This window comes from Sphingobacterium sp. UBA7038, from assembly GCF_002494055.1.
Taxonomy (GTDB): Bacteria; Bacteroidota; Bacteroidia; order Sphingobacteriales; family Sphingobacteriaceae; genus Sphingobacterium; species Sphingobacterium multivorum.
The window spans coordinates 172657-198352 of sequence record NZ_DLAV01000012.1 but is presented as its reverse complement, the minus strand read 5'-3'; the positions used below and the strand labels follow the sequence as shown (position 1 = coordinate 198352).

The following is a 25696-nucleotide window of genomic DNA, read 5'->3' as shown; positions in this document are numbered from 1 at the left end:
GCGCTACAATTTGCTTTTGATTCGTTGATCTATGAAGTCCATAAGATCGATTATGATCCTATAAAGGAGATTGAGGAATTCTGGAATCGTTATGCGCTAGAGACTGTTTCTGCTAATATACTGCAACTATTGAGCACGTATCTTGATGGTGGCGCAGGAAAAAATAGGCTCTTGAAAGATGAGGAAATGCAGGAATTTGCAACCGCATTGTATCGGGTGTTGATAGCTTATTGTATCGTCTGTCATCACAATATAGACCTACGTAAAATGCAGCTGTCAGCAGAAGCTAAAAAGCGCATCAAAAAAGAGCTAGAATTGAGCAAAAAGGTCGCTGAGTTTTTCGGTAGGTTATCGAAATAACCACTAACAAACAAATTATGAATACCCTACAATTATTAGCCTTCGTAAGGCTATATATAACCTATATATTTCAAGTACCTGTGAAGCACTACTTAAGCACAGATATAGTACTAAATACGCAAAATTTGCGTAAGAAAATTAGACAAGGAAAAACGTACTTTAAAGATACTTCGATCCTGCTAAAAAAGCGCTGTACGAATGGCGCTCAGAACCTTCTAAAAAAAGCAGATTCTTCGGGCAGCCTTCGGCTTTTGTTTGAGGATCCTTCGACACTGCGTCGTACCAGCGTCGCCTCTTCTTCGGGAACGCTTCGACTGTTGTTCGACTGCGCTTCGGGTGGGAGTCGAAGCGTACTCGAAGCCCTTCCGAAGCCGAGCCGAAACGCTCCCGAGCCTGTCTCGAACATGTCCCGAAGAAGTCTCGAAGCCGAGCCAAAGGTCAGCCGGAGAGGGGAAGAAGTATCACCTTCTTCGGACTTTTGCCTGACCAACTTCGCCCCAGCTTCTGCCTTTCATGCTATTGGCATCGAGTTTTCATCGGGATCTCATCGGGCCACACCGATCAAAACCCTATGCGAACTCGATGAAAGTCCGATGAAATGTAAAAATTCGGCGGGAATTGCTCAAAAGATGGTTGAAGATTTTCAGCAGGTGGGAGAGTCTAGATTGACATATGGAGTAGAATCTGAACGATCTGTTTTATGGTACTTTAAGTCGATCTGTAAGGCTTTGGTGTTGCGAGCTAACACTTTGCTTGGATTGATAGGTCCAGTTGTTCAACGGGCTTTAAAATGCTTTTTATTCTTTGCAGATTATAAGCGTGCCTATCGCATGATTTTGACATGCTTGTTTTTATGTTTAGTTTCTATGTTTAGTTTATCAGCTCAGACGCCCCGCAAGGACAGCGGGGCCGATGGGCCAATGGTGATCCCAAATGGTAAATCATTATATATTGGTGATACTATACCTGATGAATTTTTTGCAAATCAAAACAAGTTTATCGACTGGGTTAGTCAAAAAACGTTTACACGTAATCTAGAGGCAGATCGGGATAAATTGATTATTCTTGATTTTTGGGCTAGTTGGTGTAGACCCTGCCTGGGCTCGCTTATGCATCTGCATGAAATCCTACCCGATCTGGATACAACCAAAATTACGATTGTACCCGTTAATTACGAACCTATAAATAAATTCCAACATTTGATGGACCGATTTAAATGGAACCATCAGACAATCTATGCGGATACTTTTTTAATGCAGTATTTTCCCAAACGTTCTATTCCGCACATGGTATGGATCAAAGATGGGCGGGTAATTGCTAAGCCCTATGCGAAGTATGCCACCGTTGAGAATTTAAAGAATGTGTTGGATGGTGGGATGCCCAAAATGTATAATGCATTGAATGTAAAATTAGCTGATCTGTCAAAGCCACTTTTTATTAATGAAAATGCTCCTGCAACGGTTTTGCATACTAAGAAGTTTTTTAAGATCGGAGGCTATGTGGAAGAGTATGCAAGAAATATTAGTGGTATTGAAGAGCAAAGAGATAGTATCCTTTTTTATGGAATAAACCAAAAGTTGGATTATTTGCTCTATGATATTTTTAAAGATAAGGTTTTCCCGTTTTATACTATAGATAATGGCGTCGTTAAAAATAATCTTACCGCTAGCGATAGAAAATACCTAGTATTGGACACGAAGCAAGCGACAGGATTATCGCCTTATGCCATAGATTCCCTTTATGAGGCTTGGTCACAGGAAAATTTGTTCAGTTACGAGATGCGTATCCCAAAATCCTTGGGAAAGGAAAAGGCATTAGCTCTGCTGCAGCAATATTGGGCCGAATATCTGAAAAAGACCAAAGGTTGGAATGTGCACATCGGGCTGACCCCGCCAATAAGCTATCCGGTCATCCAAGCAAAAAAATCTATTTCGGAAACCAGGAGGTTGTTCAGCCAGCCACTCCAGAAACGTACGGGAGATGAATACCTACAATATGATCCCTCCAAGGAAAAAGATAGTGAACATAAGCTGTCGCTTGTCATAGCTGCTTTGCTTACCAAAACAAATGGATATCAGATCGATGTGGAAAATGCTTTTAACCGGATAGGTTTACTAAAGGACTTTCCTTATGCATATGAATTGCCGCGATGGTATTTCACCAAGACCAAATTAACGTCCGAAGAATTAAATGCCTTCTTGGATGCCTATGGGCTAAAGGTAGAAATCGAGAAAAAGCGTGTACCTGTTTTAGTTATTGGTTATTAGGGAGGTGCTGTGGGAAAATTTTATATTTTTTTATTCCTTGTCGTGTCATCACAGGTAGTGCTGGCACAGACATATTTTGGTCATCTGATAGGTCATCATGGTGAAAGTGTACGGGGCGCTACCATAGCAACTTCTCCTGATCAAAGAAAGCTGAAAACAGATTCGTCCGGTTACTTTTCCTTCGAAAAAAAGAAAAGTGAACAGATCAGGATTACTATGGTGGGCTACGATCCAATGACCATGGCGCTAGGAAAGAGTCTGGATCTAGGAACGATAGAATTAAGTCACGCCGACAATCAATTGGATGAGGTGATCGTAAATACAGGGTATTATAAACTCAATAAGAATATGCTAACAGGCTCTTTTGCGACTGTAGATCAGAAAACGATCACGCGTAATCCCGCAGGTAATATTTTAGACCGCTTGGAAGGTGTGACAAGCGGTCTGCAGTTTGACCGAAGTCTGAGTGTGGGCGAGAATAAATTCCCCAATGCATTGCGGGTGCGGGGCATTAGTTCAATTGAATCTTCTACCGAACCTTTGATAATACTAGATAATTTTCCCTATGAGGGCGATATCAACGCTATCAATCCAAATGATATTGAAAGTGTAACAGTACTGAAAGATGCTGCTGCTGCTGCCATCTGGGGAGCTAAGGCGGGGAATGGTGTTATTGTCCTCACGAGCAAAAAGGGAAACCTCGGTACTCCGCTCAGATTCTCCTTTCAGAGTAATTGGCAGCTTACAAAAAAGCCTGATCTTCACTATAACAAACAGTTTATACCTGCAAAAGATATGATGGAGTTCGAAGAATACTTATATGGAAAAGGAAATTATTACAACATGGAGTCTCTTTATATCCCCGATTATGTTGGTTTGTTGTTTAAACGTGATGCCAAGGAGATCGCAGTAGAAGATTTTGGAACGATAAAAGCGCAAATGCTGCAGCAGGATATCCGGCAGGAAGCCAAAAAGTTGCTGTACCGAAGTGCACTAAGCCAGCGCTATGCAATTCAGGCTAGAGGAGGTGCCGAACGGAGTAGCTACTTTATTTCAGGAAGCTACGACCATAATCCACAATCGATCATAGGCAATGGCGACCAAAGACTGACCTTCAATATCGATCACGATTTAAAAATAGGTAACCGACTAACAGTCAACACTTACTTGCGGTACGTGGCCGATAAGGAGCAGCAGAATGGTTATAGATTACAGCAGCTAACAGCATCGGGCTCCGGGTTGTCACCTTATGTTTTTCTACAAAACACGGACGGCACACCCGCCAGCGTCAATTATCAATTTAACCACGCCTATCGCGACAGAGCCGAAAGCGAAGGGCTATTGGATTGGACATTTAGCCCGCTTGTAGACCGAGACAGGCGCGATATCAGTTCCTTTTCCAAACAGCTCACGCTCGGTGCCGGTTTGAATTATAAAATAGGCAGAGGATTTTCTATTGATGTAAAATATCGTTATCAACATCAGGCAGTAAAACAACAGAACCTATATGATGCTGACAGTTATTTTGTTCGCAATCTGATCAACCAATTTACACAAGTAGATGGTACAAGAGTTATCCCACTTGGTGGAATCAAAGACGGGCAAAACAGCGAGGTCATTGGGCATAATGGCAGGATACAGCTGGATTATACGCGCCAATGGAGTGTTGAACACCAATTGGTCGCGTTGGCAGGAGCAGAGATCAGCCAAAATACATTAAGCCGGGATATCGGTTACCGACTGTATGGTTACCGTGCGGATAATGGAACATCCCTGATGAACCTTGATTACAGCAAGCAGTATACGATGCGGCCAAATGGTGCAAGTGTGATACCGGCTACCCCTTTTGAAGAACGCTTTACCGTGGATCGCTTCATCTCTTATTTTGCCAATGCGACCTATCTGCTGAACAGGACGCATGGACTTAGCGGAAGTGTACGATGGGATGCCTCTAACCTTTTTGGTGTGAAAACTAATCAGCGGGGCGTACCGCTATGGTCTTTGGGTTTATCCGAACAGTTGCTACCCCTGTTAGGGGATCATGCCAATTGGTTGGATAAACTTACACTGCGTACAACCTATGGTTATAGCGGAAACGTTAATAATACGATCAGTGCATATCCATCCATGCGGATCAGTAGTACTAATCTGACGACTGGCTTACCTTATGCAAAGTTGACCAGTGCAGGAAATCCTAATTTGAGGTGGGAAAAACTGGCTACAGTTAATTTGGGCTTGGATTTCTCTGTGCTGCAGCAAAGGGTGTCGGGATCGGTAGATTACTACGTTAAATCGGGCAAAGATCTGATAGGCCCCAATTATTTGGATCCTAGTACAGGTATATCGCCCGAAGGCACGAGTTACTATATTGATAATAGGATCAATTATGCTAACCTCCGTACAAATGGGCTCGACCTCAACCTCTCTGTAAGAGCATTGCAGGGCGTGGTCAAATGGGATATCAATCTTCTTTGGAGCATGACAAAAAATAAAATAACCAAGTATATGGCGAATAGTAATCTTTCTATGGACCAGATGGTGAGCAATGCACAACCACGTGTTGGCTATACCCGAGACGCGCTTTATGCATGGCATTTTAACGGCATTAGCACTGAAAACGGACAACTCATAACGCCTAATGGTGATCAAGAATATGCCAAATATGCTGCAAATGCAACTTTGGACGATATCCTTTTCATGGGCGCCGATTTTCCGCCTTATCAAGGATCTATGCGCCATCATATCGGATACAAAGGTTTTGAATTGAGTGCTAATCTCGAATGGAAAAATGGTTTTTATTTTCGTCGGAATACAATCGACTATTTTAAACTTTTTTATAGTGGAATCGGACACCAGGACTATTTGAAGCGATGGCAAGCTTCGGGTGACGAACTGATGACCACTGTTCCTGCAGTACCTGCTACCGTGGACCTGTATCGCGATGCATTATACACAAATTCGGAATTGATGATTGAAAAAGGTGATTTTATCCGCCTGTCGGATGTGCGGTTATCTTATCAACTGCCAATGGGCAAAAAGGGAAGATTAAATGTTTTCGGCTATGTCCGAAATGTTGGCATCCTCTACAGGGCCAACAAGGTTGGATTGGATCCAGATGCGGTTGCAGCAGCTTATCCCGCTCCCCGGACTTATACAGTTGGTGTACAATTAGAATGGTAAGAAAATGAAAAAATTAATCATACTGGGATTGACTATTGCGTTGACATCAGCATGCAATCCAGATTTTTTAGATATAAAGAGAGATCGTAAGCAGGTGATCCCAGAATCTTTAGATGATTTTAACTTGCTTTTAGGCGATGTAAGCCTTTTTAGCGGAAGCAGTGCTGCTTCGATGCGATCGGCCGCTGCTGAGGAGTTTACGTTAAGTGAAAGTGCTTGGGATCTGCTCACGACCTTTGGTGAAAAGAATGCTTACCGCTGGCAGGATGAAAGATTTATGGGTACTGAATGTCCGGATTGGAATTATGGTTACAAGCGGATTTTGTCGGCTCATATTATCTTGGAAGGGCTTTCCAAAATTGAGCGTACCGCCGCTAATGCAAACGTGTACGATCAAGTTAAAGGAAAGGCATTGTTCCATCGGGCTAATGCCAACTTTCAGCTGGCTAGTGAGTTTGCAGCGCCAATAGGGGATGAGGAACACAAGGCCTATGGCTTGCCCTTACACAAGTCCGCCGATCCACAGGAAGTGTCGATTCGTTCTTCGGTATCGGAGACGTATAATAGTATTCTGGAAGATCTTTTAGCTGCACAGCAATTGCTGGGTGTTGAATCGACTGATTTTTATCAGCCGTCAAAAACTACTGCTTATGCATTGTCGGCTCGTGTATATCTCGCTATGGGACGCTACAATGATGCGTTGGAGGCAGCGAAAACTGTACTCGACGGTGCAGGTAAATTATTGAATTATCAAAACTTTTCGGCAAGTAGCCGTTACTCGTTCCCAAGTAGAGGTGTAGGTAATTCAGAAATTCTTTTCTATGATCAAGGCTATTCAACCGAATCCGTAGCGCCTACCAGAGGACGTATAAATACTGATCTTATAACACACTATGCCGAAAACGATCTTCGAAAAAATTTATTCTTCAAGCTGGAATCGGATGGTTTATATTCTTACAAAGGTTCATATGTAGGGGCGAGTAGTGTATTCACTGGCTTGGCGTTAGATGAAATGTATTTGATTTATGCGGAATGTTTGATCAGAGCAGGACAAGTACAGTTGGGGTTAGATAAGTTAAATGAGTTGTTGGTAACACGTTTTGCAAAGAATACCTACCAAGAATACAAAGATTTGGAAAAAAACGCGGCGTTGGATCTGGTATTGCTAGAGAGACGTAAACAGCTACTGATAAGAGGGCTTCGATGGATTGATCTGAGACGGTTTAATTTTATAGAGAACCGTAATATTCAACTTCATCGTACGTTAGCTGGGAAAATGTATACGCTAATGGCAAAAGACTTGAAATTTACATTTTTGGTGCCCGATAATGTTATTGTTAACTCAAAAGTTATTCAATTTCCGAGATAAATTAATTGGCCTCATATTGTTTAGATATGAGGCCTTTTTTTGAATTTTAATGATTATTTGTAGTTTGTGCGATCTAATTCGGAGACACCCGGAAGGGCTTTAGCAGATGAAACCTGCACTCCGTCTAGATTAAAGTTATTGTCATTTTGTAACTGGATAGTACAACGCTCAGGATGCGGTTCGCTTTCGCATTCACCTCCTTGGCTTGGATCCATCGTTACGGCACCAATGGTGTCGTCATCAGGATTTGTTCCTTGAGTCTGAATTAAATACCAGTTTGTTGCAAACATCGATTTTGCATAACTATAACCTCCATAACCTAATAAAAGTGTCATGGCAAATACGGCCAAGCCGTGTTTTTTAATGGAATTTACTGAATTTTTCATGTTTTTAATTTTTAAGTTTTTTTACTTCATTTTTTAAATTTCTTTTATCCCTTCGATGCGTCGGTTTTCTGTACGTAGCCATCGACAACAGCGCCGGAATACCCTAAGTGTCTTTTGGCAGACGCGCCCTTCATTTGGATCAGCCTTGAATCCAAGTTCCGCTGTTGATCTGGTACACTATTCTCTTTGTAACCTAGGACTGGGTTCTGGTTCCACAGGAACCTCTGTTGTAGCAGCCGATTGTCCCCCTGAGATATTGTTATTAGCACTATGTACTGCAATTGTATTTTTAAAGGTTTGATTTTTAAGGAAGTACAGTTCTAGCCCTAATCCGAGTAGGCTGATGAGTAAAAATCCGATATTTAACCAGAGATGGGCAATCCAGCCGATCTGATGGAAGACCAGGCCGCAGCCACAAGGAAATTTGCCCCATACTTTTAGGACAGCTAAGCCTACATATGCCACAAAAGCTGCCATCAACAGCGAAGACAAGCTAAATGCCCATAACCTTGTCTTTGGTAGGATAAAAAGTAGACCCACCGCAAGCTCAAGTGCTGGCAAGCTATAGGCTAAGAACTCACCCAGCTGATCACTAAATGGCTGCTGTATCATCGCAGACTTGAATAGTTCATAGTTCATAAACTTGTCTAGACTGATCGGGATCCAAAGTGCCATCAGTGTAATGAGGATGATCTGATATATAATCTTTGTCGCTTTCATTGTTTATACTATGTAAGTCTGAAAGCAAAGTAAGGACAACATCACTTCATTCCATGTAGAAGAAATTTTCAAAGAAATCGGCCTTTAAAACGCCATGAGCGATTGGCGAGAATAGAATAGGGGATAAGCGATAGCTATTTTTCTCATGGCACAGATGAAGTTCATAGCGGGCTCAAAATGACCTCATGATAGGTATTCGGCCTTTTCGCCTTCAGGAGGCTATCTCGTAGACCGAGTATAGAAGGGGGATAAACTGGAATCCCCTAAGTTTTTCTAAAAAGGCTTTTTTTAAGGTAATAAAGCAGGTTTTTTTTTGAATTATTTTCTTAGCTCAACGTCTTCAATGTCTTTTTTTATGAAATGTAGCATTTCTTTGAGTTTGTCCTCGACGAGATAGAGGCTTAATATATGTTCAAATTTGTTGAATTTTGTCAGCTGGTTTGCAGTAATATGGTTACCACGATTGGTGACGATATGTTGTGCTACTCCTATGGCAGCATCACTCTTATGCTTGTCCTTAAAAAGACCGACTTTGCTGGAATAATGGAATAGGCAGGTGATTCCTTCTCCTGTGAGTGTCATATGGATTCCGTTAGAAGAAGCAGAGATCTCCTGGCGCGTATCCTTTTCCTCCGATTCTAGTTTCGAGATTTTTTGAAGATAATCTAGTTCAGCTCCGATATATTCATTCATCATTGTCTTGAGATTGGGCTGATCAATATCATAGTTGTTCATGGGGAGGGGGCGGTAGTGTGTGATCTCCTTTTCCAGCAGCAATAGCGAGGATATTTGGTCCGATTTTGAAAGGGGGGCGAGTTTCCGTTCGAGCTGCTCGTGCCACCGGTTGCGTAGGCCGAGATAATTAAAATTGTAACGGATCAATAACTCAATAAAGCGCTTCGCATAGTGCTTGTCACGCTGATCCTGCGCGAGGCTTTCCAGTGCCGAAAGGAAGGTCGCTAGCCATTCACAATGATAAAAAAGTAGCCGCGGCAGCTTATGTTCGTCAAAAAGACTGTGTAGTCCATAGTTGATTTCTAAAAGATATTCTTCGTCCAGTTGCTTGGCGTTTAAATCCATAGATAGCTTAGCAAGTTTTTTGAGACTGCTCTCCTTGAGCAGCTGCTGATCGTATAGGGGGAGCTCTTCCAGTGGATTCATATGTTCTTTAAAATGGTGAATACTCTGCCAGATACCTTCATGAATTTTTGCAACGGTATGATCTGGCTGATAAGATTTGTACCTATATAATTTATCGAAAAGGAGCCTGAATTTGGTGTAGTAGCGTCGAAAAGATTCTTTGGCCATGCCTGATTTTTCATGGCTGATATACAGCTGTTCCGAATCGCGGATCAGGGCTTCGCAAGCGACTATAATGGATTTGTCGTTCGGGATGGAGCTTTCTGTCCCACTATCTTGCAGTATGCCATACGCATGGATTGCGTCTTCCAATTGGTTTAATGATCGGATCATGTTTACTTTTTTTGTTGTTGACTACAGACTGTCTCCAGCTGTAGGGCCGCGCGGCCTCGATCGCTTAGAATATAAAATTGATCAAACTCCTGCTCTTCCATCAGCGCGTGAAAATCGATCGTATCGATGCGGTAGAACGCCGAGATCCATCCGATTTCCAAGGCAAGTTCAAGTCGCTCTCGCCAAAGTGTGATGTTAAAAAAAGCGGCATCATGTGCTAAGCCATCCTGCGAACGATTGTTTTGAGCACCGAGACAAAGCAAGAGCAATTCTAGCAAGGCGTAGTCATCAATCCGCTCGAGCCAAAGTTGCCGATTTTTACCGTGAAGCTGTTGTCGCAGGAGCGAAAGGTCGTAGCGTTGGAGGATGCTTAGAACAGGGTAAGGCGCAAAAGGCCTTAGGGATTTATGGATCAAATCTTGTAGATTAACAATAATAGTGCTTAGAAGATGATAGGGTATTTTCTTATAGTTCTGTTTATGGGTATTGGCAATTTTTAGTTTTGCTAGGAAAATTTCAGGCTCATCATTCGCCTTGCTATTGTTGCAGCTATGACAGCTGAATACAATTTGTCTCGATTCGGGGTGTTTGGAAGCAGGGCGTACATGATCGCGGGTGATCTGACGGCTGGGATCTTGCCGTGAGATGTCCAATGCTGTATTGCAGTAATAGCAAGTCAGACTTGTATTCATCTGCGATGCGTTCGGTTGGATAGAAAGGGGGCTGGATACAGCCTGGTATTTCAATTGCGGCTTTTCGGAGTCAGTTCTCTTGAGCACAGTAAGATTCCGTCCGTTGAGATCAGGCTCCAGATGATCCAGGATGTAAAGAATATTGCTGATGATGGTCTGGATATGCGATACAGAAATATATTTAAACTCCTGTATTTTGTCAAAGCTGGCTTGCAGTATTTCGATAAACTCTTCGGGTTCAAGCCGTGATTTGGCTCTTTGGCAGGTATGGCATACGACAACCCTGATCTTATTGCCGCTTAGTTTCGTCGATGGACGAAATAGGTCATTGCACCGCTGGAGGTTGGTCCAGTTGTTATGGTCACTCAAGTGGCGTTCGCAATAGAAACACTGTTCTATCGAGGAACTATAAAAAGAATGTGCATAGGTTATTCTTAATTTTCTCATCATTTCTTTTGGTCTATAGTCGTATGGCTTTTGTCAAATGGCCTGGATGTAGCTGTTTATCCAATAATTAATTGCGTTATTGTAAAATTATGAAGGTCTTTCGTTGAAGACAAGGTGAAATGTTGGAAAAACAGACGAATGGTAAGTGAGATTGAACTAGAATGTCGCTTTGAGGTTGTTTAAGGCGGTTATTTGTGTCTTATGTAAAAATGAGATTATAGCATGAATGGTGGTGCGTATTTAAATACGCAAGCAAAATAAAGCAGGATTCCGTAAATTTTGACGGAATCCTGCAACGCTATTTTTAATTTTTTATCCGGAAAATTTTTATTTTAGTTTGCCTTAACCGATTAAACTTTATGCAAACTAAAAAACTTATTGAGAAATTTCATTCCGAGATTCAGGTTAACTACATCCCGATTAGGGTTCAGCTATTGTTGGCTGTTTTGTTGGGTAATTTTTTCTGTTCGCCCAACAAATTTCTTGTTTTTGATGCGAGGTATGCAATGCCCAAATTTTATCTCTATTGGTTTCTTTCTTCGCTGATCGTTATGGCTGTGCTTCGTGGGGCACATATTTTTAATCAATATATGGATAGCAGATTATCGTGGCTGACAGATTTTAAGCCTCGTCTGATCAGGCAAATTCTCTACGGACTGCTGTTGCCTGCACTACTTACAGTGGTTTTTGTGATGCTGGTATTTTTTCCTTTCACTGCAAAAGGCTGGGGGGCTATCATACCTTACATGCGGCACGAATTTAGGTTTGTGTTATTGTTTATTAGCATCTTGAACATGTTATTTCTGGTGATATACGTTATGCGATTTGCCCGATTTGTGAAAGATCAATACTTAGAGGCAGAACTTGAGTTGGCTGCTCTCAGGGAGGTAGTTGTAAGTTATGAAACACTGCAAATGAAATTGGAGGATGAGCGGAGTGAGGACCTTTCCGATGCGATCAAGCTTGCTCCTTGTCTTGGGGTGAAATACGGTTATGAAGATAACTATGTCGCACTTGATGGCATTGCCTTTATCAAAAGCTCGGCGAATGATAAAAAGCTCCTGACCTTGACGAGTAATAAGGAATATACACACAACTATAGCCTCGAGACATTGATGAAGGTCCTCGACCATAATCAATATTACCTGATGTACAGACGTTATATCGTTAATCGGAGTATCATCAAAGAATATCGTGCTTTAGACAATGGTATATTAACGATTGAACTAAAGCCATCCTTTGACAAGCAAGAAGATATATTTATCAGCCGTTATCATGCCGCTGACTTTAAGCGTTGGTTTGATAAGAAATAGGCTCGATTTCTATCGCTATGAACATATTGCTTAAAATCGGGATTTCCCATGCGAAAAAGCAATTACTATTTAGCAATTCTATAATTCACGCCAATACCAATTCCTAAAACCCGCACACGATCATAATTTCTCCCCGATTGGAAAGGGATGAGGGAGTACATTTTGTAGTGTGGAAAAAGCGTGACGGCAAACTGTTGGGATAATGGAACCTTTGCGCCTAGTCCAACATGGAAACCTATGCCATGCTGCTTGTCTACATAACTATTTGCGTTCTGCTGGAAGTGTAACATCGGTCCCGCATTTGCGTAGAGATATTTCAAAAATTTTACCCTGGCATCTAAAGGGAATTCCCAAATAGAGAGTTCCGAGGAATATTGCATCCGCTCCACCGATGGATCGACTATTGCCGATGTTGTCGTGATGTTCTGATGGGAATAGCCCACACCTGCACCAAAAGACCATGTTTCATTATAGTGATAGCCTACGCGGAGCAATCCAGCGATATAATTCTTATTGTCGTCGCTACCGGCTCCCATAAGGCTTTTCCGAGGTCCAATAGTACTCTCAGCTAGGGGAGTAATAGAAAGTTCGATGTCATAACTGCCACTATTGTTTTGCTGCGCATATAGGCCGGTTCCTGATAAAGTTAAAACAGAAAGAAATATCCTGGAAAGTAATTTTTTAAGCATATGAATATAGGATTATAGATTTTATAATTGTTTTCTCTTTTTAATTAGCGCTAATACTTACTAGAAATATAAACTTATATGGTGTCAGATTTTCTTTTGTATTTCGTAAAAATAGGTCTTTTCATAATTTATTTTGATACTATACTATTGCAAACGGAAATAATATGCGTAATGCTACAAATTTAATAAATATAAGTTAATAGCTAACCCCGGATGCTAAAAGCTGCAATTTGATCACAAATGATCAGACATTTGCGAGAATAATGTCCCTCAATTAACCAATATATGATAGGCTATTGGAAAATTTATTGGAGCAGTGTAAAAGTTTTCCGCTTGTGTCACCTAAAAATCGAAAAATGAAATGATTGCTGGCCAGCTAAGGTAATATTCTTTGAATTTTAATAAATTAGTAGGATGAGATATTTAATAGTCCTATTGTTAGGCTGGTTTACTTGTTATTCGGTTGCTGCACAAAACCAAGCGAAGGGAAATAGTGCCGGTAAAGATGAAAAGACCTATGTATTGGTGGCCAATAAGATCAATACCGATTTTAATTATAAGTTACTGGATGATTTTGAGCAGTCTTTTTCAGCATTAATCAAAGAAAACAACAGCCGCGAATTAGTATTCAACCCCATAAATGGCAAGTACCATTATTATAAGTTTATCGCCACCTATAAGGCAAGGGGTATCTCACCAGATAGCGATATGGCTAAGCCGGAGCAAACTTTTCACAATATCTTGATCATCAAAACAGATGACCAACAAAAGATCGTAGATGGATACGAGTTTGTGCTGGAATGGAACGAGAAGCCACTATCATATCCCTTATTTCGGATAAAGTCTACAGGGGTGCCTCTGCAGGAAGGTTTATCATTGAAACAGTTGAACCTAAAAAGGGTGACGGACAATTCGGATTTTGATAGCGATGGAAAAATCAAACTGTCGAGCTGGTAACGTTTAAAAAAGTTAAGAATATCTTTAGAACGATCGTATGGAATTGGATAGCCTTTATATTAGTATTCGAGTAGAAAAATCGAGATTGAATGAGTTTTTTGCTTCTAAACCGATTTCCCCGAATCGAGACGATAATTGGTCGCAGTGGTGGGAGAGCCGGCAGATGTACAGCAAAACAACTTTGGAAATTATTCCAAGTTATTCGCAGGCGCGCATTCGTGAAGTCTTCGATAATCTGCTCAAGGATCGATTTTATGGTGCGAAGGAGTATTATGATGAGGAAAAGCAACACTGGACATTCGCCGTACTGAACTTCAGTGAAAACTATCTTGAAATATTGCCGATGCTGGCTCTTTTAAAACAACTGGAGGGCTATGTTTTGGAGGGGTATGCCCTGATTTTTGACTGGATGTGGGGTGGTGACACGGTGATGGCGTATGTTGACTTTACCGCGGGAAGTGCCTTGCTCGAAACGGTTACGGAATCTTATGCGGTCGAACTCAAACGATTTGAAGAAGCTAATCAAGGCTTACAATCGCTGGCGGAAGAGCTGGGGGCTGGCTAACAGCTAGAAGTGGCTTCCTTCATGTGCAAATTATAACCTAATATCACCTTATTTTAACCTCTTTTAGTTAAGCATTGTAATACTAAATTGGCTATGGTATATTTAGTGTCATATTGACATTTATTTAAATCTAAATTGTTATGAAGCCAGTTCAGTTCAAAGTTCCTGCTCCTCAGGATAAATCGATCTATATTCAAGAAGATGTGCTGGATAAGTTTTATCCGCATATGCATCGTCATGAGGAATATCAATTAATCTGGATTAAAGAAGGCATTGGCCAGCTCCTCCTTGACGATAATGTGCATGAATTTCAACCCGGTGACATTTTTCTATTGGGGACAAACCAGGCCCATGTGTTTAAAAGTTTCATTGCAGGTGAAAGTGTGCGGTCTGTCTCCTTATTTTTTAGCGCGAAAGGAGCACTGTCTACCATGGCTACCATGCCCGAACTTCGAAACCTGCTTGATTTTGTGCATAAATGCCAGCGGGGATTTAAGGTTCCGCCGAAACTTCAGGGGCAGGTGTGCTATTATATTGAAATACTGCAAAAGTCCGACTTTCTGGATCAGCTTGTCAATTTTTTTTATTTGTTAAAATCACTCAGCAAAGTATTTACTGAACTGGAGCCCCTTTCGGGTGTACAATTGCCCAAAAGGGAAATCTCCAAACCTTTCCGTATTGAAAAGCTATGTAAATTTTTGGAGGAGCATTTTAAAGAGAATATCAGTTTGGATGAAATCGCTGAAAAAGCAAATCTGACACCGCACGCCTTCTGCCGCTATTTTAAAAACTGTACGGGAAAGACATTCATCGCCTATTTGAATGAACTGCGTATCCGCGAAGCCTGTAAATTATTGGGTTTAGGAAGGCACGATTCGATCTCTTTAATAGCCTACGATGCTGGCTTTAATAGCATCACTAATTTTAACCGTGTTTTCCGGAATATATTAGGGGTACCTCCCAAGATATACGTTCGCAACTACCGGAATTACCTATACGATTAACGGACTTTTTAATCATTTTTGGCTATTTGATCCCATGTGGTAGAAAGTCGCTCAATTTCCTGCGCGATTTCGGCTCTGATTCAATTCCGTCTAACCATAACAGAAATATTTTTACTGTTATGGTTAGACGGAATTGCTGTTTTATGCACTATGCTGCAATCCTACACCTCGCAATAGGCCTCTTTTTCTTTTGTTAAAATGTTAGAATGAGTGGGTAAGATCTGACCGAAAATCGCTACCCCGAAGTACTAATTTTGTTACAGAAAGAAGAACTAATCAATTTTTTAACATGCTGTTACAGCCTTTTTTGCAAAAGGAATCCATTTATCCCAGGGATAGATGTGTCATTGACAGTATGCTAAACTGAACACCTGCTTAACGAAATTATGACTATGTATGAAAATCTTCCAAAAAAATGCTTAACAGGTATTTTTATGTTGCTGCTGTTGGTCTGTCAACAGCTGTATGCGCAACAACAGAGAACGGTCACGGGGATCGTTAAAGATGAAAAAGGTATACCTTTGTCCGATCTGAGTATCTTAGAGAAAGGCATCCGCAATGCCACCAAAACGGATGCGGGCGGTAAATTCAGCCTACCGCTAAAATCGACAAATCCAACCCTGATTTTTAGTTACGTCGGTTATGTGCGGCAAGAGAAACAGCTGCGTACCGGTGAAAATACACTGCAGATCACCATGAAGGAAGATGGAACGGGGCTTGATGAGGTGGTCGTCATGGGCTATCAGGATGTACAGCGGCGGAAGACGACCGGTGCTATTTCTACCGTAAAAGGGAAGGATTTTGAAAATACACCTTATGCCACCTTCGATGCCATGTTGCAGGGACGTGTGGCCGGTCTGACGGTGTTGAGCACTTCGGGCGAACCGGGTACCAATAACATTGTCAATATCCGCGGAACGAGCAACCTCGGGCTAGCAGATAACCAGCTGCAGGCGCCTTTATATGTGATCGACAATATTATCTACGACGTGAGTGATATACAGGCCGCTTATGGGAATGCGAGTCCGTTGCAGGCCATTAATCCCAACGACATCGAATCGGTCGATATCCTAAAAGATGCTTCGGCATCGGCCATTTATGGCGCCCGTGCTGCCAATGGGGTCATTATCATCAAAACCAAACGTCCGGCGCAGGGTAAACCCGAAATACGGATCTCGGCATACAACGGAGTTTCCAGCCGTCCGGCCATGAAGCCCATCACCGTTGGGGCTGCCGAGCGCAGGCTGAAAATGAATCTGCTCTATCAGGGTGGGTCTTATGACTGGTTCAACAATGGGTCCATTAGCCCCATGTTGACCGATAGTTTAAATCCGGCTTTTAACAACAATACCGATTGGCAGGGTCTTTTTCTGCAGTCGGCCAATATCAACAATGTCAATGTGAGTATTGGTGCCACTATGGAGAAATTTTTATACCGTTTCTCGGCACAGCGCTATTATGAGCAAGGCGTAATGATGGGCTTTGAAAATGAAAACCTAACGCCGCGCCTGATGTTACAGGCCAACCCGACGGACAATTTCCAATTTGAAACCAACTTGTTCGCAGGATTTACTAAAGCAAAACATGGTTCGGGTGACGATACGAAATATCCATTTAGTACTTGGGGATTTCCTTCTTCTTTCTATCAGATTACAGACGTAGATGAGCAGATCAATACCGGGCGCTACGATGGCATGATGGACCGCGATAACTCCTTCAGCTTAAATGGAAATTTCGCCGGAACACTCAAAAAGTTTCTGATCAACGGCCTGACCCTGCGCTCGCAGTTCTCGTTTAATGTCAATAACAATACCCGCGATCTCTTTCGTCCCGTATTGCTTACAGGCTACAGAAACTTTGCACAGAACTGGACGAACCAAAATAAGCGCTGGGAATGGGAAACCTATTTTAACTACATAAAGAGCATTCAGAACACCCATAATTTTAGTGCCGTTTTGGGAACCGGTATCGAACGCAATACCTCCAATAATAGTTTAATGTCCGGCTATAACGATAATGGAACTTATGTGAAAACCGTAACCGGTATCCCTTCCGGGCCTGATCTCTATGCGACGACTTCCATCAGCGAGCGCTCACGCGTCTCGGTATTCGGTCGTTTTGGCTATGATTATAAGGACAAATACCTGCTTTCTGCAAGTTACCGGATGGATGCCTCGTCGCGTTACAGCAAGGATAACCGCTGGGGTATTTTCCCGTCCATATCTGCCGGCTGGGTACTTTCGGAAGAGCCTTTTTTCCAGGGAGCCAAAAATGCCATATCCTTTTTCAAAATAAGGGGTAGCTATGGTATTACAGGGCGCGATCCGGGTTCGTACTACGCACGCTATACAGGACTGACTTTTGATGCATCTTATGCAGGATCGGTGCTGGAAAATGGTATTGCTGGTTCGGTACTCTCGTATAACGGTAAGCCGACAGTATCTCCTAATTATGCGGCGGCGGCAACATCACCGACAATCAAATGGGAACGCTCGCCGCAGTTTAATGCCGGATTTGATATGAACCTGCTGCACGACCGGGTTACCGTGACTGCCGATTTTTATGTGCGCGACTCCAAAGAGTTGGTATACAATCTGACCATGCCAGCTACTTCCGGATATAGCACCGTCTCCAACAATTTTATCAGTGTGCGAAACAGTGGAGTTGAAATGACTTTGATCTCCCGAAATATGGCCCCTTCGTCGGCATTCCAGTGGACGACCAATTTCAATATCGCTTACAATAAAAATTATGTCACCAGCCTGCCTGACGGTGGAAAGGAAATACAGGTGGGGGATGTATGGATGCAGCGTGCACTGAATGTAGGCCAGCCTATTTTTCCGTTCAAAGTATGGGATGTGGATGGGGTATATGCAACCGATGCAGACGTACCTGTTGATCCTTTGACAGGAAAAAGACTCACGCATTTTAGGGGGAATTTATATCAGGCTGGCGATCCGCGCCGAAGGGATGTCAATGGGGATTATGTGATCGATTACAACGATAAAATTGATATGGGTAATCCAAATCCTGACCTCGTAGGCGGTTTTATCAATCAGTTCTCCTACAAGAATTTTAGCTTATCCACACTCGTGAGTTTTGTATTTGGACGCTCCTTGTGGAACGGTTACCTGTCGGATAAATTACAGGATGCCGGTTCATCTACCTTGTATAATACCTGGGGTACCAATTCGGCTATTGCAGGCGATTTTAAGCCCAGCGACTTTTGGATGAAAGACGGCGATCAGACCAAATACCCGACTTTGTTTCGCAATACGGTAGACAACTGGCACATCGCCAACAGTACGTTTGTCGAAAATGCCAGTTTTGTACGCCTGAAAAATATTCAGCTGAGCTACACATTCCCGCAGGCCATGATTAAGAAGCTTAAGTTGAAAATGCTCCGCGTTTATGGGGTGGTGGATAATGTGGCTGTCAAGGCCTGGTCTTCTGTGCCGGACCCTGAAGCAGTGGAAGCCAATGGTTATTCAACGGGTAATGGATATCCGATCCCGAAGAAATGGACAATAGGCTTGGATGTTACCTTTTAATCATGTCAGTCCCATCGCATAACGGTGGCTTAAAATTATTTAGAGATGAAAAGAAAAATATTGTTTTTAATGCTGAGTGCTTTCATGTATCTCGCTTCAGGCTGCTCCAAGTTTCTGGACATTGAGCCTGTCAGTTCGGCAACCGACGAGAACTTCTGGAAAACGCAGGAAGATGCCAATAGCGCAACCAACGCCATGTATGCACTGCTGCGCAAGGCCCTCAATCAAGCCAGCGGTATGGCTTACTATGCTTATGGCGATTTGCTAACGGACGAGATTACTTCTTCGACCAATACAGACTTTAATCCAATTGTCAATATGCAGCTCAACACAGCTGTAGCAGCTTCGGAAACTTGGCGGCCCGCGTATCAGCTGCGGCGCTATGATGTCTTTTATCAGGCGATTGATCAGGCCAACCGCGTGATCCAAAAGCTCCCTAAGATGGATGAAATTGCCTTTGACAATGTATCGACCAGGGATTACTATATCGGCGAAGCTTACTTTGTGCGTGCATTTGCCTATTTCTATATGGCGAGGGTATGGGGAACAGTGCCGATTATCACAGAGTCTGTGGTGCCCATCGATGCTGTAAATCTCCCAGCAAGTAAAGAGAGTGATGTGCTGGATCAGAGCCAGGCCGATTTAACTAAAGCTTTGACTTTACTGAAATGGAGCAATATCGACCAAGATGATTTTGCCCTGCGTGCAAATACCGGGGCAGCGCTTGCCCTGCAGGCGCATCTGAGTGCATGGCGCGGTGAATATGCGGACTGCATCGAGGCCGCTAAATCGGTATTGGAAAGCGGCGAGTATTCTTTTGTGGGAAGGGATAGTTTGAACTACCGTAGTATTTATCAGGGAAAATCCAATGAAGGTATTTTTGAAATCTCCCAAAATAGTGAAAACGAAGGCACAAGCTCGGGAATAGGATACTTTTCGCTAGCCGGGCCTTATTTTCGGTCTTTAACAGATCCAATTTTAAGAATCAGTCAGGATTATATTAAAACGCTCTTTAAAGACAGCAACGATAAACGATTTAAAAGTGTGTTTGATATTGCTTATAACAGTAACTATGCGCTGTGCACAAAATATGCGAATGTTAAGTTTTCGAGTAATGCGTCAAATGCCAATGCGATATTTAAAAATAACATCATCATCTTTCGCTATTCCGACATTAAGCTGCTTATGGCAGAGGGATTGGCCGCAACAGGTAAAAATAGCTCCGCAGAAACCATCTTAAATGAAATCCGCACGCAAGCTGGACTGCCTGCCTACACAAACGAGGAACCGCTTATTGAGGCCATCTTTAGTGAAAGAGCGCGCGAACTGTTTCTGGAAGGTCATCGCTATTACGATCTCGTGCGGTTGTATAAACACTTCAATGTCTATAAATTTCCGGAAGGCAAAATGAACCAGGCGCAATTTAATGCGAAGAAATACCTTTGGCCATTTGATCCATCGTTGTTGTCTACCAATCCGTTGCTGAATCAGACACCATACTGGGGAACTGTCAATATGTAAACCACTAAACCTGAAAAAATGAAAACCTTATATCGATTTGCGTTGCTGCTGGCTTTTGGACTGACCGTGATCGGTTGCAAGAAAGCAGCTTATCTGACGGATGACGGCCTCCATACAGCCGAAGTCAATCTGTCTACTTACGACTATCTGGCGGCTCATCCCAATGGGATGTTTGATACCCTGCTGCTGGTGATTGACCATTTTAAACTCAAAGACGAAATCAACAAGGCGAAAACCTTTTGGGCGCCTTCGGATTATTCGGTCAACCGTTATTATAAACAGAAGGCAGACTCTGTAAAGTATGTGGACGAAAATGCACAGTATTCTTTTGACCAGTTTCTCAACGAAATCCCTGTAGATTCGGTCAGGGCATACATCTACAACGATGCCCCTTACAATTTGGAAACGGCCAGCACAGCGTATACGACGATCAGCAATGCGGCCAATGTGGGTGGATTTTTCTATCATAAGCAAAAGCAGCCCAAAGCAGCCTGGTCCTCACAGCCCGTTTATTACCTGTACTACGTGAAAGTGCGTGGCGAGGCCGATCAGATCAGTCCAGACGGTATTGTGACGGTCAAAGAAGATGATCAGGCGGATATGCGAGTATATTGTCAGACAACCGGGATAAAAATGGCTTCAGGAACAACGCTGAATGTATTGGCCAATACACATACGTTTATCGGCGATTTTGTGCCGCGGATCCTCACGGGGCCTAAAATTGTAGAAACTGGTGCTACACTGACTTTTACCTACGACCTGAGCATTAAATACGATGCCGCCGGTTATACTGGCACCACAGTAGACGTTTTGCTTCCGCGTTTAGCACGCTTTTATGGCGTAGAGAGTGGGGCAATATCCGCATTGGTAGGCAAGGACATCACCTATTATGCCGTGCAGCCTGATGGTAACTTAAATGCAAACAGTACCGCGAACGCACCAGGACACTGGTTCGATGCCAAAGGGCAGACCTGTTCGTGGGGTGCCGATGCACGCATTGTATCTGAGCTGGCAACCTCAACGATGACCTTTAATATACTGCAATATCCAGGGCAAACAACGGTGGGTAGTACCTATACGGTACGACAATCCCTCGTGTACAAGTCGAAAACAAAGGGTGATTTGAATGCTGTTTTTGTATTCAACATTAAGATCAAATAAATTATGAAACTAGCTGGATGGATTCCGCGGCAGTGCTGAATCAACCGGATGGTTTCGTCACACATGAAAAAATAAAACAGATGAAAAAACGAAGTTTTATAATCGGCTTAGCAGGTTTATCCCTCGGGCTATTGGATTCCTGCAAGAGTGACCAAATAGGTTATTTAAGTGATAATTTACGCTATAATGTGGAGAATCTGCAAGTCAACCAGGGGACGGTGGTGTACACGGATGCCATTGTTGCCAATGGAAGCACAACCCCGCTGACCGTCAATCTGGTTGCGGTACGGAACAAGGAAACCGGCGAGCTCTCAACAGAATTTTCAAAAGAACATGAAATATCGACCTACCTTGCTGAAGTCACCTGGCGGGATACAACCCTGGAGCTGTTGAAGGCCAAAATCGGCAAGGCGAAATATCCGCCGATGATGGTCAATGCGACCGGTGGCCGCGTGGGTTTTACACAGGCTACGCAATTTGTGACGCCGGGGCAGTACACCATCGATGTGGAGGTGAGCAATATCGCCGGACAGAAAAAATTTAAGAACATCCTCGATTTTAATGTTATCGGTGCCAAGAAGGAAGATATTTTATTTAAGTCGTGCACGAGTTCGGACTACGGTGCCGAATCCAATTTTCTACCGTATACAGACTATGAGATTGTTGTAGAACATCAGGCGGAAGGAGAAAACAAAATTATATATCAATGGGAAGATAAAAACGGCAAGCCCTTCAATCCTAAAAAAGGCGAGGTCATCAAGCGTGGCGACCGGCCGACATTCAAAAATTGGTCGCCTTACTATCCGGAGGAAGTTACCGATACGGGTTTGGTGTATCGCTATCCAGATGTTTCGGGGCTGGTGTATCCGATCATGAACGGTACTTATGTAGGTACAGAATTTTGGTCGGGCGATCCCATTTCTTATTACCGTATTGTCGGTACGGCGACTACGCTGGGACGTAATCTTAACCCGGTATCGACCATCAAATTCTACCGAAGTGGTACCTATACCGTTCGCTTCCGTTTTTTGACTGTCACACATAGCTGATCTCTACCTATTAAAAGCGCAAATGATGAAAAGTATAGTATTGCATAAAGTTCTGCTGACACTGGTTTCAGCACTTGTATTCCTTTCGCAGGGATGCAGCAAAAAAGTGGAACTTCCTGTAGAGGAAGAGGTCACCACGCCGCCCGTAACTGTGGGGACAGACTCTTTGAAAATTTATAAGCCCAAGGAATTTGAAGGGATGGATTATAACGATAAAGGGAGCAAATGGTCCTATTCGCGCAGCCGTCAGTCGGAGCATTTTATCGTGTTCTGGGGGGCAAGCTATGGGAAGAATGATCCCAATTCGGACGCTGTACCCGAAGAATACCGCGTCGATATTGATGATCTTTTGGCCAAGGCCGAACAGTTTTACGCATTGAACGTCGGCACGCTGAAGTTTGCAGAACGTAAAGTAAACCGTTCCAATCTGGATAAATACAAAATGATGATTTTTGTTCATTATACGACAGAATGGATGGCGTATGGTGGTGGTTACGACGATACGATCGGGGCATTGTGGGTTAATCCGGCCACCTGTAAGCCGGTGGGTGCAGTGATTGCCCACGAGATCGGGCATAGTTTTCAATATCAGGTATTTGCTGATTTAAAAGGTGGACATGGATTTCGTTACGGCTACGGCGGAACGAGCGGCAACGGGTTCTGGGAGCAGACCGCGCAATGGCAGGCCTACCAAACCTATCCCGCACAGGCATTTTCGGGCTCCGATTTTCCCGTCTATACCGAAAATTATCATCGCCATATTCATCACGAGAAATATCGTTATGCCAGCTATTTCATCCACTGGTATTGGACCAGTAAACATGGGATCGATATGATTGGCCGCATCTGGCGCGAAGCGTTAAAACCTGAAGATCCGGTGCAGGCCTATATGCGTATAACGGGTATCGATGTGAAACAGTTCAACAATGAAATCTATGATGCGGCGACCCACTTTGTGACCTGGGACCTGAACAGCATCAGGGATTATGGAAAGAATTATATCGGTAAGCTGACGACCAAATTTACGCGGCAATCCAACGGTAGTCTTCGCGTTGCCTATGATCGTTGTCCGGGTACTACGGGTTATAATGTGATTCCGCTCGAAGTTCCAGCTGCAGGAACTAAGGTTTCGGTAGCTTTTAAAGGCCTACCAAATGCTGCTGGATTCAATCAGGTGGATGCCAGCCGTGCCGGATGGCGCTATGGCTATGTGGCTTTGTTGAAAGATGGCACGCGGGTATATGGTGACAGGGCGGAGGGCACGGAGAATACGGTAGCGTTTACTGTTCCGGCCAATTGCGCAAACCTCTGGTTTGTTGTCACAGGTGCCCCATCTGTTTACCAGCCACATGCCTGGGATGATGACGACAGCAATGATGAGCAGTGGCCTTACGAAATCAAGATTCAGGGTACAACGGCTACAGGATACAATGAGGTGAGCAGTCAGCCCAAAGATATCGCATTGAATTATGACCTGAGCTTCCCGGCAGATGCCACGGGGTATTCGGGTACGCAGGTAAGCGTCAATGCCGCTCAGCTAGGGGAGGCTTTGGCCATATCTTCGGCAGACCTGGCGGGTTTGATGAGCAGCGGAAAAATTAAGTTCTATGCCGTGGAGCCGAATGGAAGTTTAAATCCCAACAATACGGCCACCGGGTACGGGCATTGGTTTACGCCTGCAGGGGCTGTCACCAACTGGGGCACCAGTGCGGGCTTGTTTTCAGAATTTAACGCCAGTACGATAACGTTCTCCATCGGTCAGTATCCGGGGGCTTTGGCCACTGGAAAGAAATACACCATCAAGCAGGCACTGGTGTATACGTACGAAGGAACGAAAACCGTGCAGGCGACGTTCACATTTAATGTGAATATCAAATAAGAGTATGTTAAAACCACAAGATGAGGTGGTGGTTCATATGTTTATGTTTAGTTTAAGCCACGTCGGGAGATGTGGCTTTTTTAACTGTTGACTTTTTCATTTTCCTAAGTCCAAATACGGTCATCATTGCATTTTCCATGCTGTTTATTCCGAAAAGGGTAATAAGTTTGCGGAGGAGATAAGGAAGGAGTTCTAACGACCTTAATGCGACAACTCAGTAGAAAAAGGCTCCTTGAATCTGATGATCGGAAGTGTAGAGAATTTTGTAAATTAACCGCTATGAAGTATAATCATTTGTTTCCAACCGAGGGTGGACAAAATTTAATTATCCAAGTCATTTGATTTATATTATCTTTATTATATCTCGTCATCGGAAAATATCGGCGAAGCGTTAATTTTTTTTAATTGGATTTTTGCAGATGATAATAAAGTAGTTTATTGCAGTTACACTATTGACACTGTTATCCAGATTGATCCGGAGATTGTTGAAGAACAACAAGAAATTAATCAGATAATAGTAAACTAGCGATAGGAAAATAGCTGCTACTGATCGGGAATGGTCTGACTAAATATGTTAAAATATATACTTATAGCTCTCCTATTTTTATGCTCTTGTGCCAGAAATAAGAATAGACAACGCATTGATTCAAGGATAATTCATGAAATAGCTCATGATGACAGAACGACACCTTCAAGATTTGATTTTGATTTTTTTGTTCGATGCAAAAACGACAAGGTCACTGTGCTAAACGAACCCGCTCTGTGGGAAATTCATCGTGAAAATCCGAAAAAATGGTCTTATGAAAAATTTTTGGATTTAGCTTTGAACCAAGAGATAGAGGTAGATGATACGCGTATTTTAAGTAGCGCTGATTGCTTTTTATTGGATTCAAAAGTAGCTAATTACTATAAAAGTCATAGTTTAGAAGATTTTCTACTTGAATACTTCATCAAGGAAAATAGTAGTTGGAGACTTAAAGATGGATATGCTAAATCACAGCTGATGTCTATAAGTTACTATTGCTTTATCAATAATAAATTTTTGCAGTTTGATGATTATATAGGGATTTATAGCCTTGTTGAGCCAAATGAATTGTTTTTGAAATAAAAGAT

Annotated in this window: 19 protein-coding genes; 14 read left to right on the top strand and 5 right to left on the bottom strand. The window is 42.8% G+C overall.

From position 1 onward, the window contains the following. The 4 genes from B3H30_RS07105 to B3H30_RS07090 form a co-directional block, all read left to right on the top strand. Positions 1-360, top strand: a 360-nt coding sequence (locus B3H30_RS07105; RefSeq protein ID WP_286833809.1) for a hypothetical protein, incomplete at its 5' end; no start/stop codon positions are given. 125 nt (positions 361-485) lie between these two features. Next, positions 486-2627 (top strand): TlpA disulfide reductase family protein, encoded by a 2142-nt coding sequence (locus B3H30_RS07100; RefSeq protein WP_286833807.1) that lies wholly within the window; start codon positions 486-488, stop codon positions 2625-2627. A gap of 42 nt (positions 2628-2669) precedes the next feature. Continuing rightward, a complete protein-coding gene (locus tag B3H30_RS07095; protein WP_286833805.1) occupies positions 2670-5807 on the top strand; it encodes a SusC/RagA family TonB-linked outer membrane protein in 3138 nt (1045 codons plus the stop codon). A gap of 4 nt (positions 5808-5811) precedes the next feature. Further along, a complete protein-coding gene (locus B3H30_RS07090) occupies positions 5812-7176 on the top strand; it encodes a RagB/SusD family nutrient uptake outer membrane protein (RefSeq protein WP_286833803.1) in 1365 nt (454 codons plus the stop codon). A gap of 53 nt (positions 7177-7229) precedes the next feature. Here the strand turns inward: B3H30_RS07090 and B3H30_RS07085 are convergent, their stop codons facing one another. The 4 genes from B3H30_RS07085 to B3H30_RS07070 all read right to left on the bottom strand — a co-directional run bounded on the left by B3H30_RS07085 (position 7230) and on the right by B3H30_RS07070 (position 10897). After that, positions 7230-7562, bottom strand: coding sequence for a hypothetical protein (locus B3H30_RS07085; protein WP_286833800.1), 333 nt, complete (start codon positions 7560-7562; stop codon positions 7230-7232). 177 nt (positions 7563-7739) lie between these two features. After that, positions 7740-8282, bottom strand: coding sequence for a MauE/DoxX family redox-associated membrane protein (locus tag B3H30_RS07080; RefSeq protein WP_286833798.1), 543 nt, complete (start codon positions 8280-8282; stop codon positions 7740-7742). Positions 8283-8600: 318 nt separating this feature from the next. Next, complete coding sequence (locus B3H30_RS07075; protein WP_112373473.1) at positions 8601-9755, bottom strand: hypothetical protein; 1155 nt, start codon at positions 9753-9755, stop codon at positions 8601-8603. Positions 9756-9757: 2 nt separating this feature from the next. Then, positions 9758-10897, bottom strand: coding sequence for a hypothetical protein (locus tag B3H30_RS07070; RefSeq protein ID WP_286833796.1), 1140 nt, complete (start codon positions 10895-10897; stop codon positions 9758-9760). Between the two features lie 356 nt (positions 10898-11253). Between B3H30_RS07070 and B3H30_RS07065 the strand changes: the two genes are divergently transcribed. Further along, positions 11254-12207 (top strand): LytTR family DNA-binding domain-containing protein, encoded by a 954-nt coding sequence (locus tag B3H30_RS07065; protein ID WP_286833794.1) that lies wholly within the window; start codon positions 11254-11256, stop codon positions 12205-12207. Positions 12208-12272: 65 nt separating this feature from the next. Here the strand turns inward: B3H30_RS07065 and B3H30_RS07060 are convergent, their stop codons facing one another. Beyond that, positions 12273-12896, bottom strand: a complete 624-nt coding sequence (locus tag B3H30_RS07060) for an outer membrane beta-barrel protein (protein WP_286833791.1) — start codon at positions 12894-12896, stop codon at positions 12273-12275. A 414-nt stretch (positions 12897-13310) separates the two neighbouring features. Here B3H30_RS07060 and B3H30_RS07055 point away from each other — a divergent pair, with 414 nt between their 5' ends. From B3H30_RS07055 to B3H30_RS07015, 9 genes are all read left to right on the top strand, one after another. Next, complete coding sequence (locus B3H30_RS07055) at positions 13311-13853, top strand: hypothetical protein (protein WP_286833788.1); 543 nt, start codon at positions 13311-13313, stop codon at positions 13851-13853. A gap of 37 nt (positions 13854-13890) precedes the next feature. Further along, positions 13891-14418: a hypothetical protein gene (locus tag B3H30_RS07050; RefSeq protein WP_286833786.1), complete on the top strand. Its 528-nt coding sequence runs from the start codon at positions 13891-13893 to the stop codon at positions 14416-14418. Positions 14419-14558: 140 nt separating this feature from the next. After that, positions 14559-15422 carry an AraC family transcriptional regulator gene (locus B3H30_RS07045; RefSeq protein WP_286833784.1) on the top strand — a complete coding sequence of 288 codons (864 nt, stop codon included), beginning with the start codon at positions 14559-14561 and terminating at the stop codon, positions 15420-15422. Between the two features lie 392 nt (positions 15423-15814). Continuing rightward, positions 15815-18973 carry a SusC/RagA family TonB-linked outer membrane protein gene (locus tag B3H30_RS07040; protein WP_286833781.1) on the top strand — a complete coding sequence of 1053 codons (3159 nt, stop codon included), beginning with the start codon at positions 15815-15817 and terminating at the stop codon, positions 18971-18973. A 45-nt stretch (positions 18974-19018) separates the two neighbouring features. Then, positions 19019-20494, top strand: coding sequence for a RagB/SusD family nutrient uptake outer membrane protein (locus B3H30_RS07035; RefSeq protein ID WP_286833779.1), 1476 nt, complete (start codon positions 19019-19021; stop codon positions 20492-20494). An 18-nt stretch (positions 20495-20512) separates the two neighbouring features. Next, positions 20513-21655 (top strand): DUF4859 domain-containing protein, encoded by a 1143-nt coding sequence (locus B3H30_RS07030; RefSeq protein ID WP_115047493.1) that lies wholly within the window; start codon positions 20513-20515, stop codon positions 21653-21655. An 80-nt stretch (positions 21656-21735) separates the two neighbouring features. Next, complete coding sequence (locus tag B3H30_RS07025; RefSeq protein WP_120336728.1) at positions 21736-22704, top strand: hypothetical protein; 969 nt, start codon at positions 21736-21738, stop codon at positions 22702-22704. Positions 22705-22726: 22 nt separating this feature from the next. Then, positions 22727-24583, top strand: coding sequence for a DUF4859 domain-containing protein (locus B3H30_RS07020; protein ID WP_286833775.1), 1857 nt, complete (start codon positions 22727-22729; stop codon positions 24581-24583). 571 nt (positions 24584-25154) lie between these two features. Beyond that, entirely contained in the window at positions 25155-25691 is a 537-nt protein-coding gene (locus B3H30_RS07015) for a hypothetical protein (RefSeq protein ID WP_201639563.1), read from the top strand. The last annotated feature ends 5 nt before the right edge of the window (positions 25692-25696 follow it).

What these genes read in the sequence shown, in the direction of transcription:
- B3H30_RS07045 (WP_286833784.1), top strand. Translation starts at nt 14,559, where the DNA reads ATGAAGCCAGTTCAGTTCAAAGTTCCTGCTCCTCAGGATAAATCGATC.
- B3H30_RS07060 (WP_286833791.1), bottom strand. Translation starts at nt 12,896, where the DNA reads ATGCTTAAAAAATTACTTTCCAGGATATTTCTTTCTGTTTTAACTTTA.
- B3H30_RS07020 (WP_286833775.1), top strand. Translation starts at nt 22,727, where the DNA reads ATGATGAAAAGTATAGTATTGCATAAAGTTCTGCTGACACTGGTTTCA.
- B3H30_RS07015 (WP_201639563.1), top strand. Translation starts at nt 25,155, where the DNA reads ATGTTAAAATATATACTTATAGCTCTCCTATTTTTATGCTCTTGTGCC.
- B3H30_RS07050 (WP_286833786.1), top strand. Translation starts at nt 13,891, where the DNA reads ATGGAATTGGATAGCCTTTATATTAGTATTCGAGTAGAAAAATCGAGA.
- B3H30_RS07030 (WP_115047493.1), top strand. Translation starts at nt 20,513, where the DNA reads ATGAAAACCTTATATCGATTTGCGTTGCTGCTGGCTTTTGGACTGACC.
- B3H30_RS07065 (WP_286833794.1), top strand. Translation starts at nt 11,254, where the DNA reads ATGCAAACTAAAAAACTTATTGAGAAATTTCATTCCGAGATTCAGGTT.
- B3H30_RS07055 (WP_286833788.1), top strand. Translation starts at nt 13,311, where the DNA reads ATGAGATATTTAATAGTCCTATTGTTAGGCTGGTTTACTTGTTATTCG.
- B3H30_RS07025 (WP_120336728.1), top strand. Translation starts at nt 21,736, where the DNA reads ATGAAAAAACGAAGTTTTATAATCGGCTTAGCAGGTTTATCCCTCGGG.
- B3H30_RS07085 (WP_286833800.1), bottom strand. Translation starts at nt 7,562, where the DNA reads ATGAAAAATTCAGTAAATTCCATTAAAAAACACGGCTTGGCCGTATTT.
- B3H30_RS07070 (WP_286833796.1), bottom strand. Translation starts at nt 10,897, where the DNA reads ATGATGAGAAAATTAAGAATAACCTATGCACATTCTTTTTATAGTTCC.
- B3H30_RS07035 (WP_286833779.1), top strand. Translation starts at nt 19,019, where the DNA reads ATGAAAAGAAAAATATTGTTTTTAATGCTGAGTGCTTTCATGTATCTC.
- B3H30_RS07090 (WP_286833803.1), top strand. Translation starts at nt 5,812, where the DNA reads ATGAAAAAATTAATCATACTGGGATTGACTATTGCGTTGACATCAGCA.
- B3H30_RS07080 (WP_286833798.1), bottom strand. Translation starts at nt 8,282, where the DNA reads ATGAAAGCGACAAAGATTATATATCAGATCATCCTCATTACACTGATG.
- B3H30_RS07040 (WP_286833781.1), top strand. Translation starts at nt 15,815, where the DNA reads ATGTATGAAAATCTTCCAAAAAAATGCTTAACAGGTATTTTTATGTTG.
- B3H30_RS07075 (WP_112373473.1), bottom strand. Translation starts at nt 9,755, where the DNA reads ATGATCCGATCATTAAACCAATTGGAAGACGCAATCCATGCGTATGGC.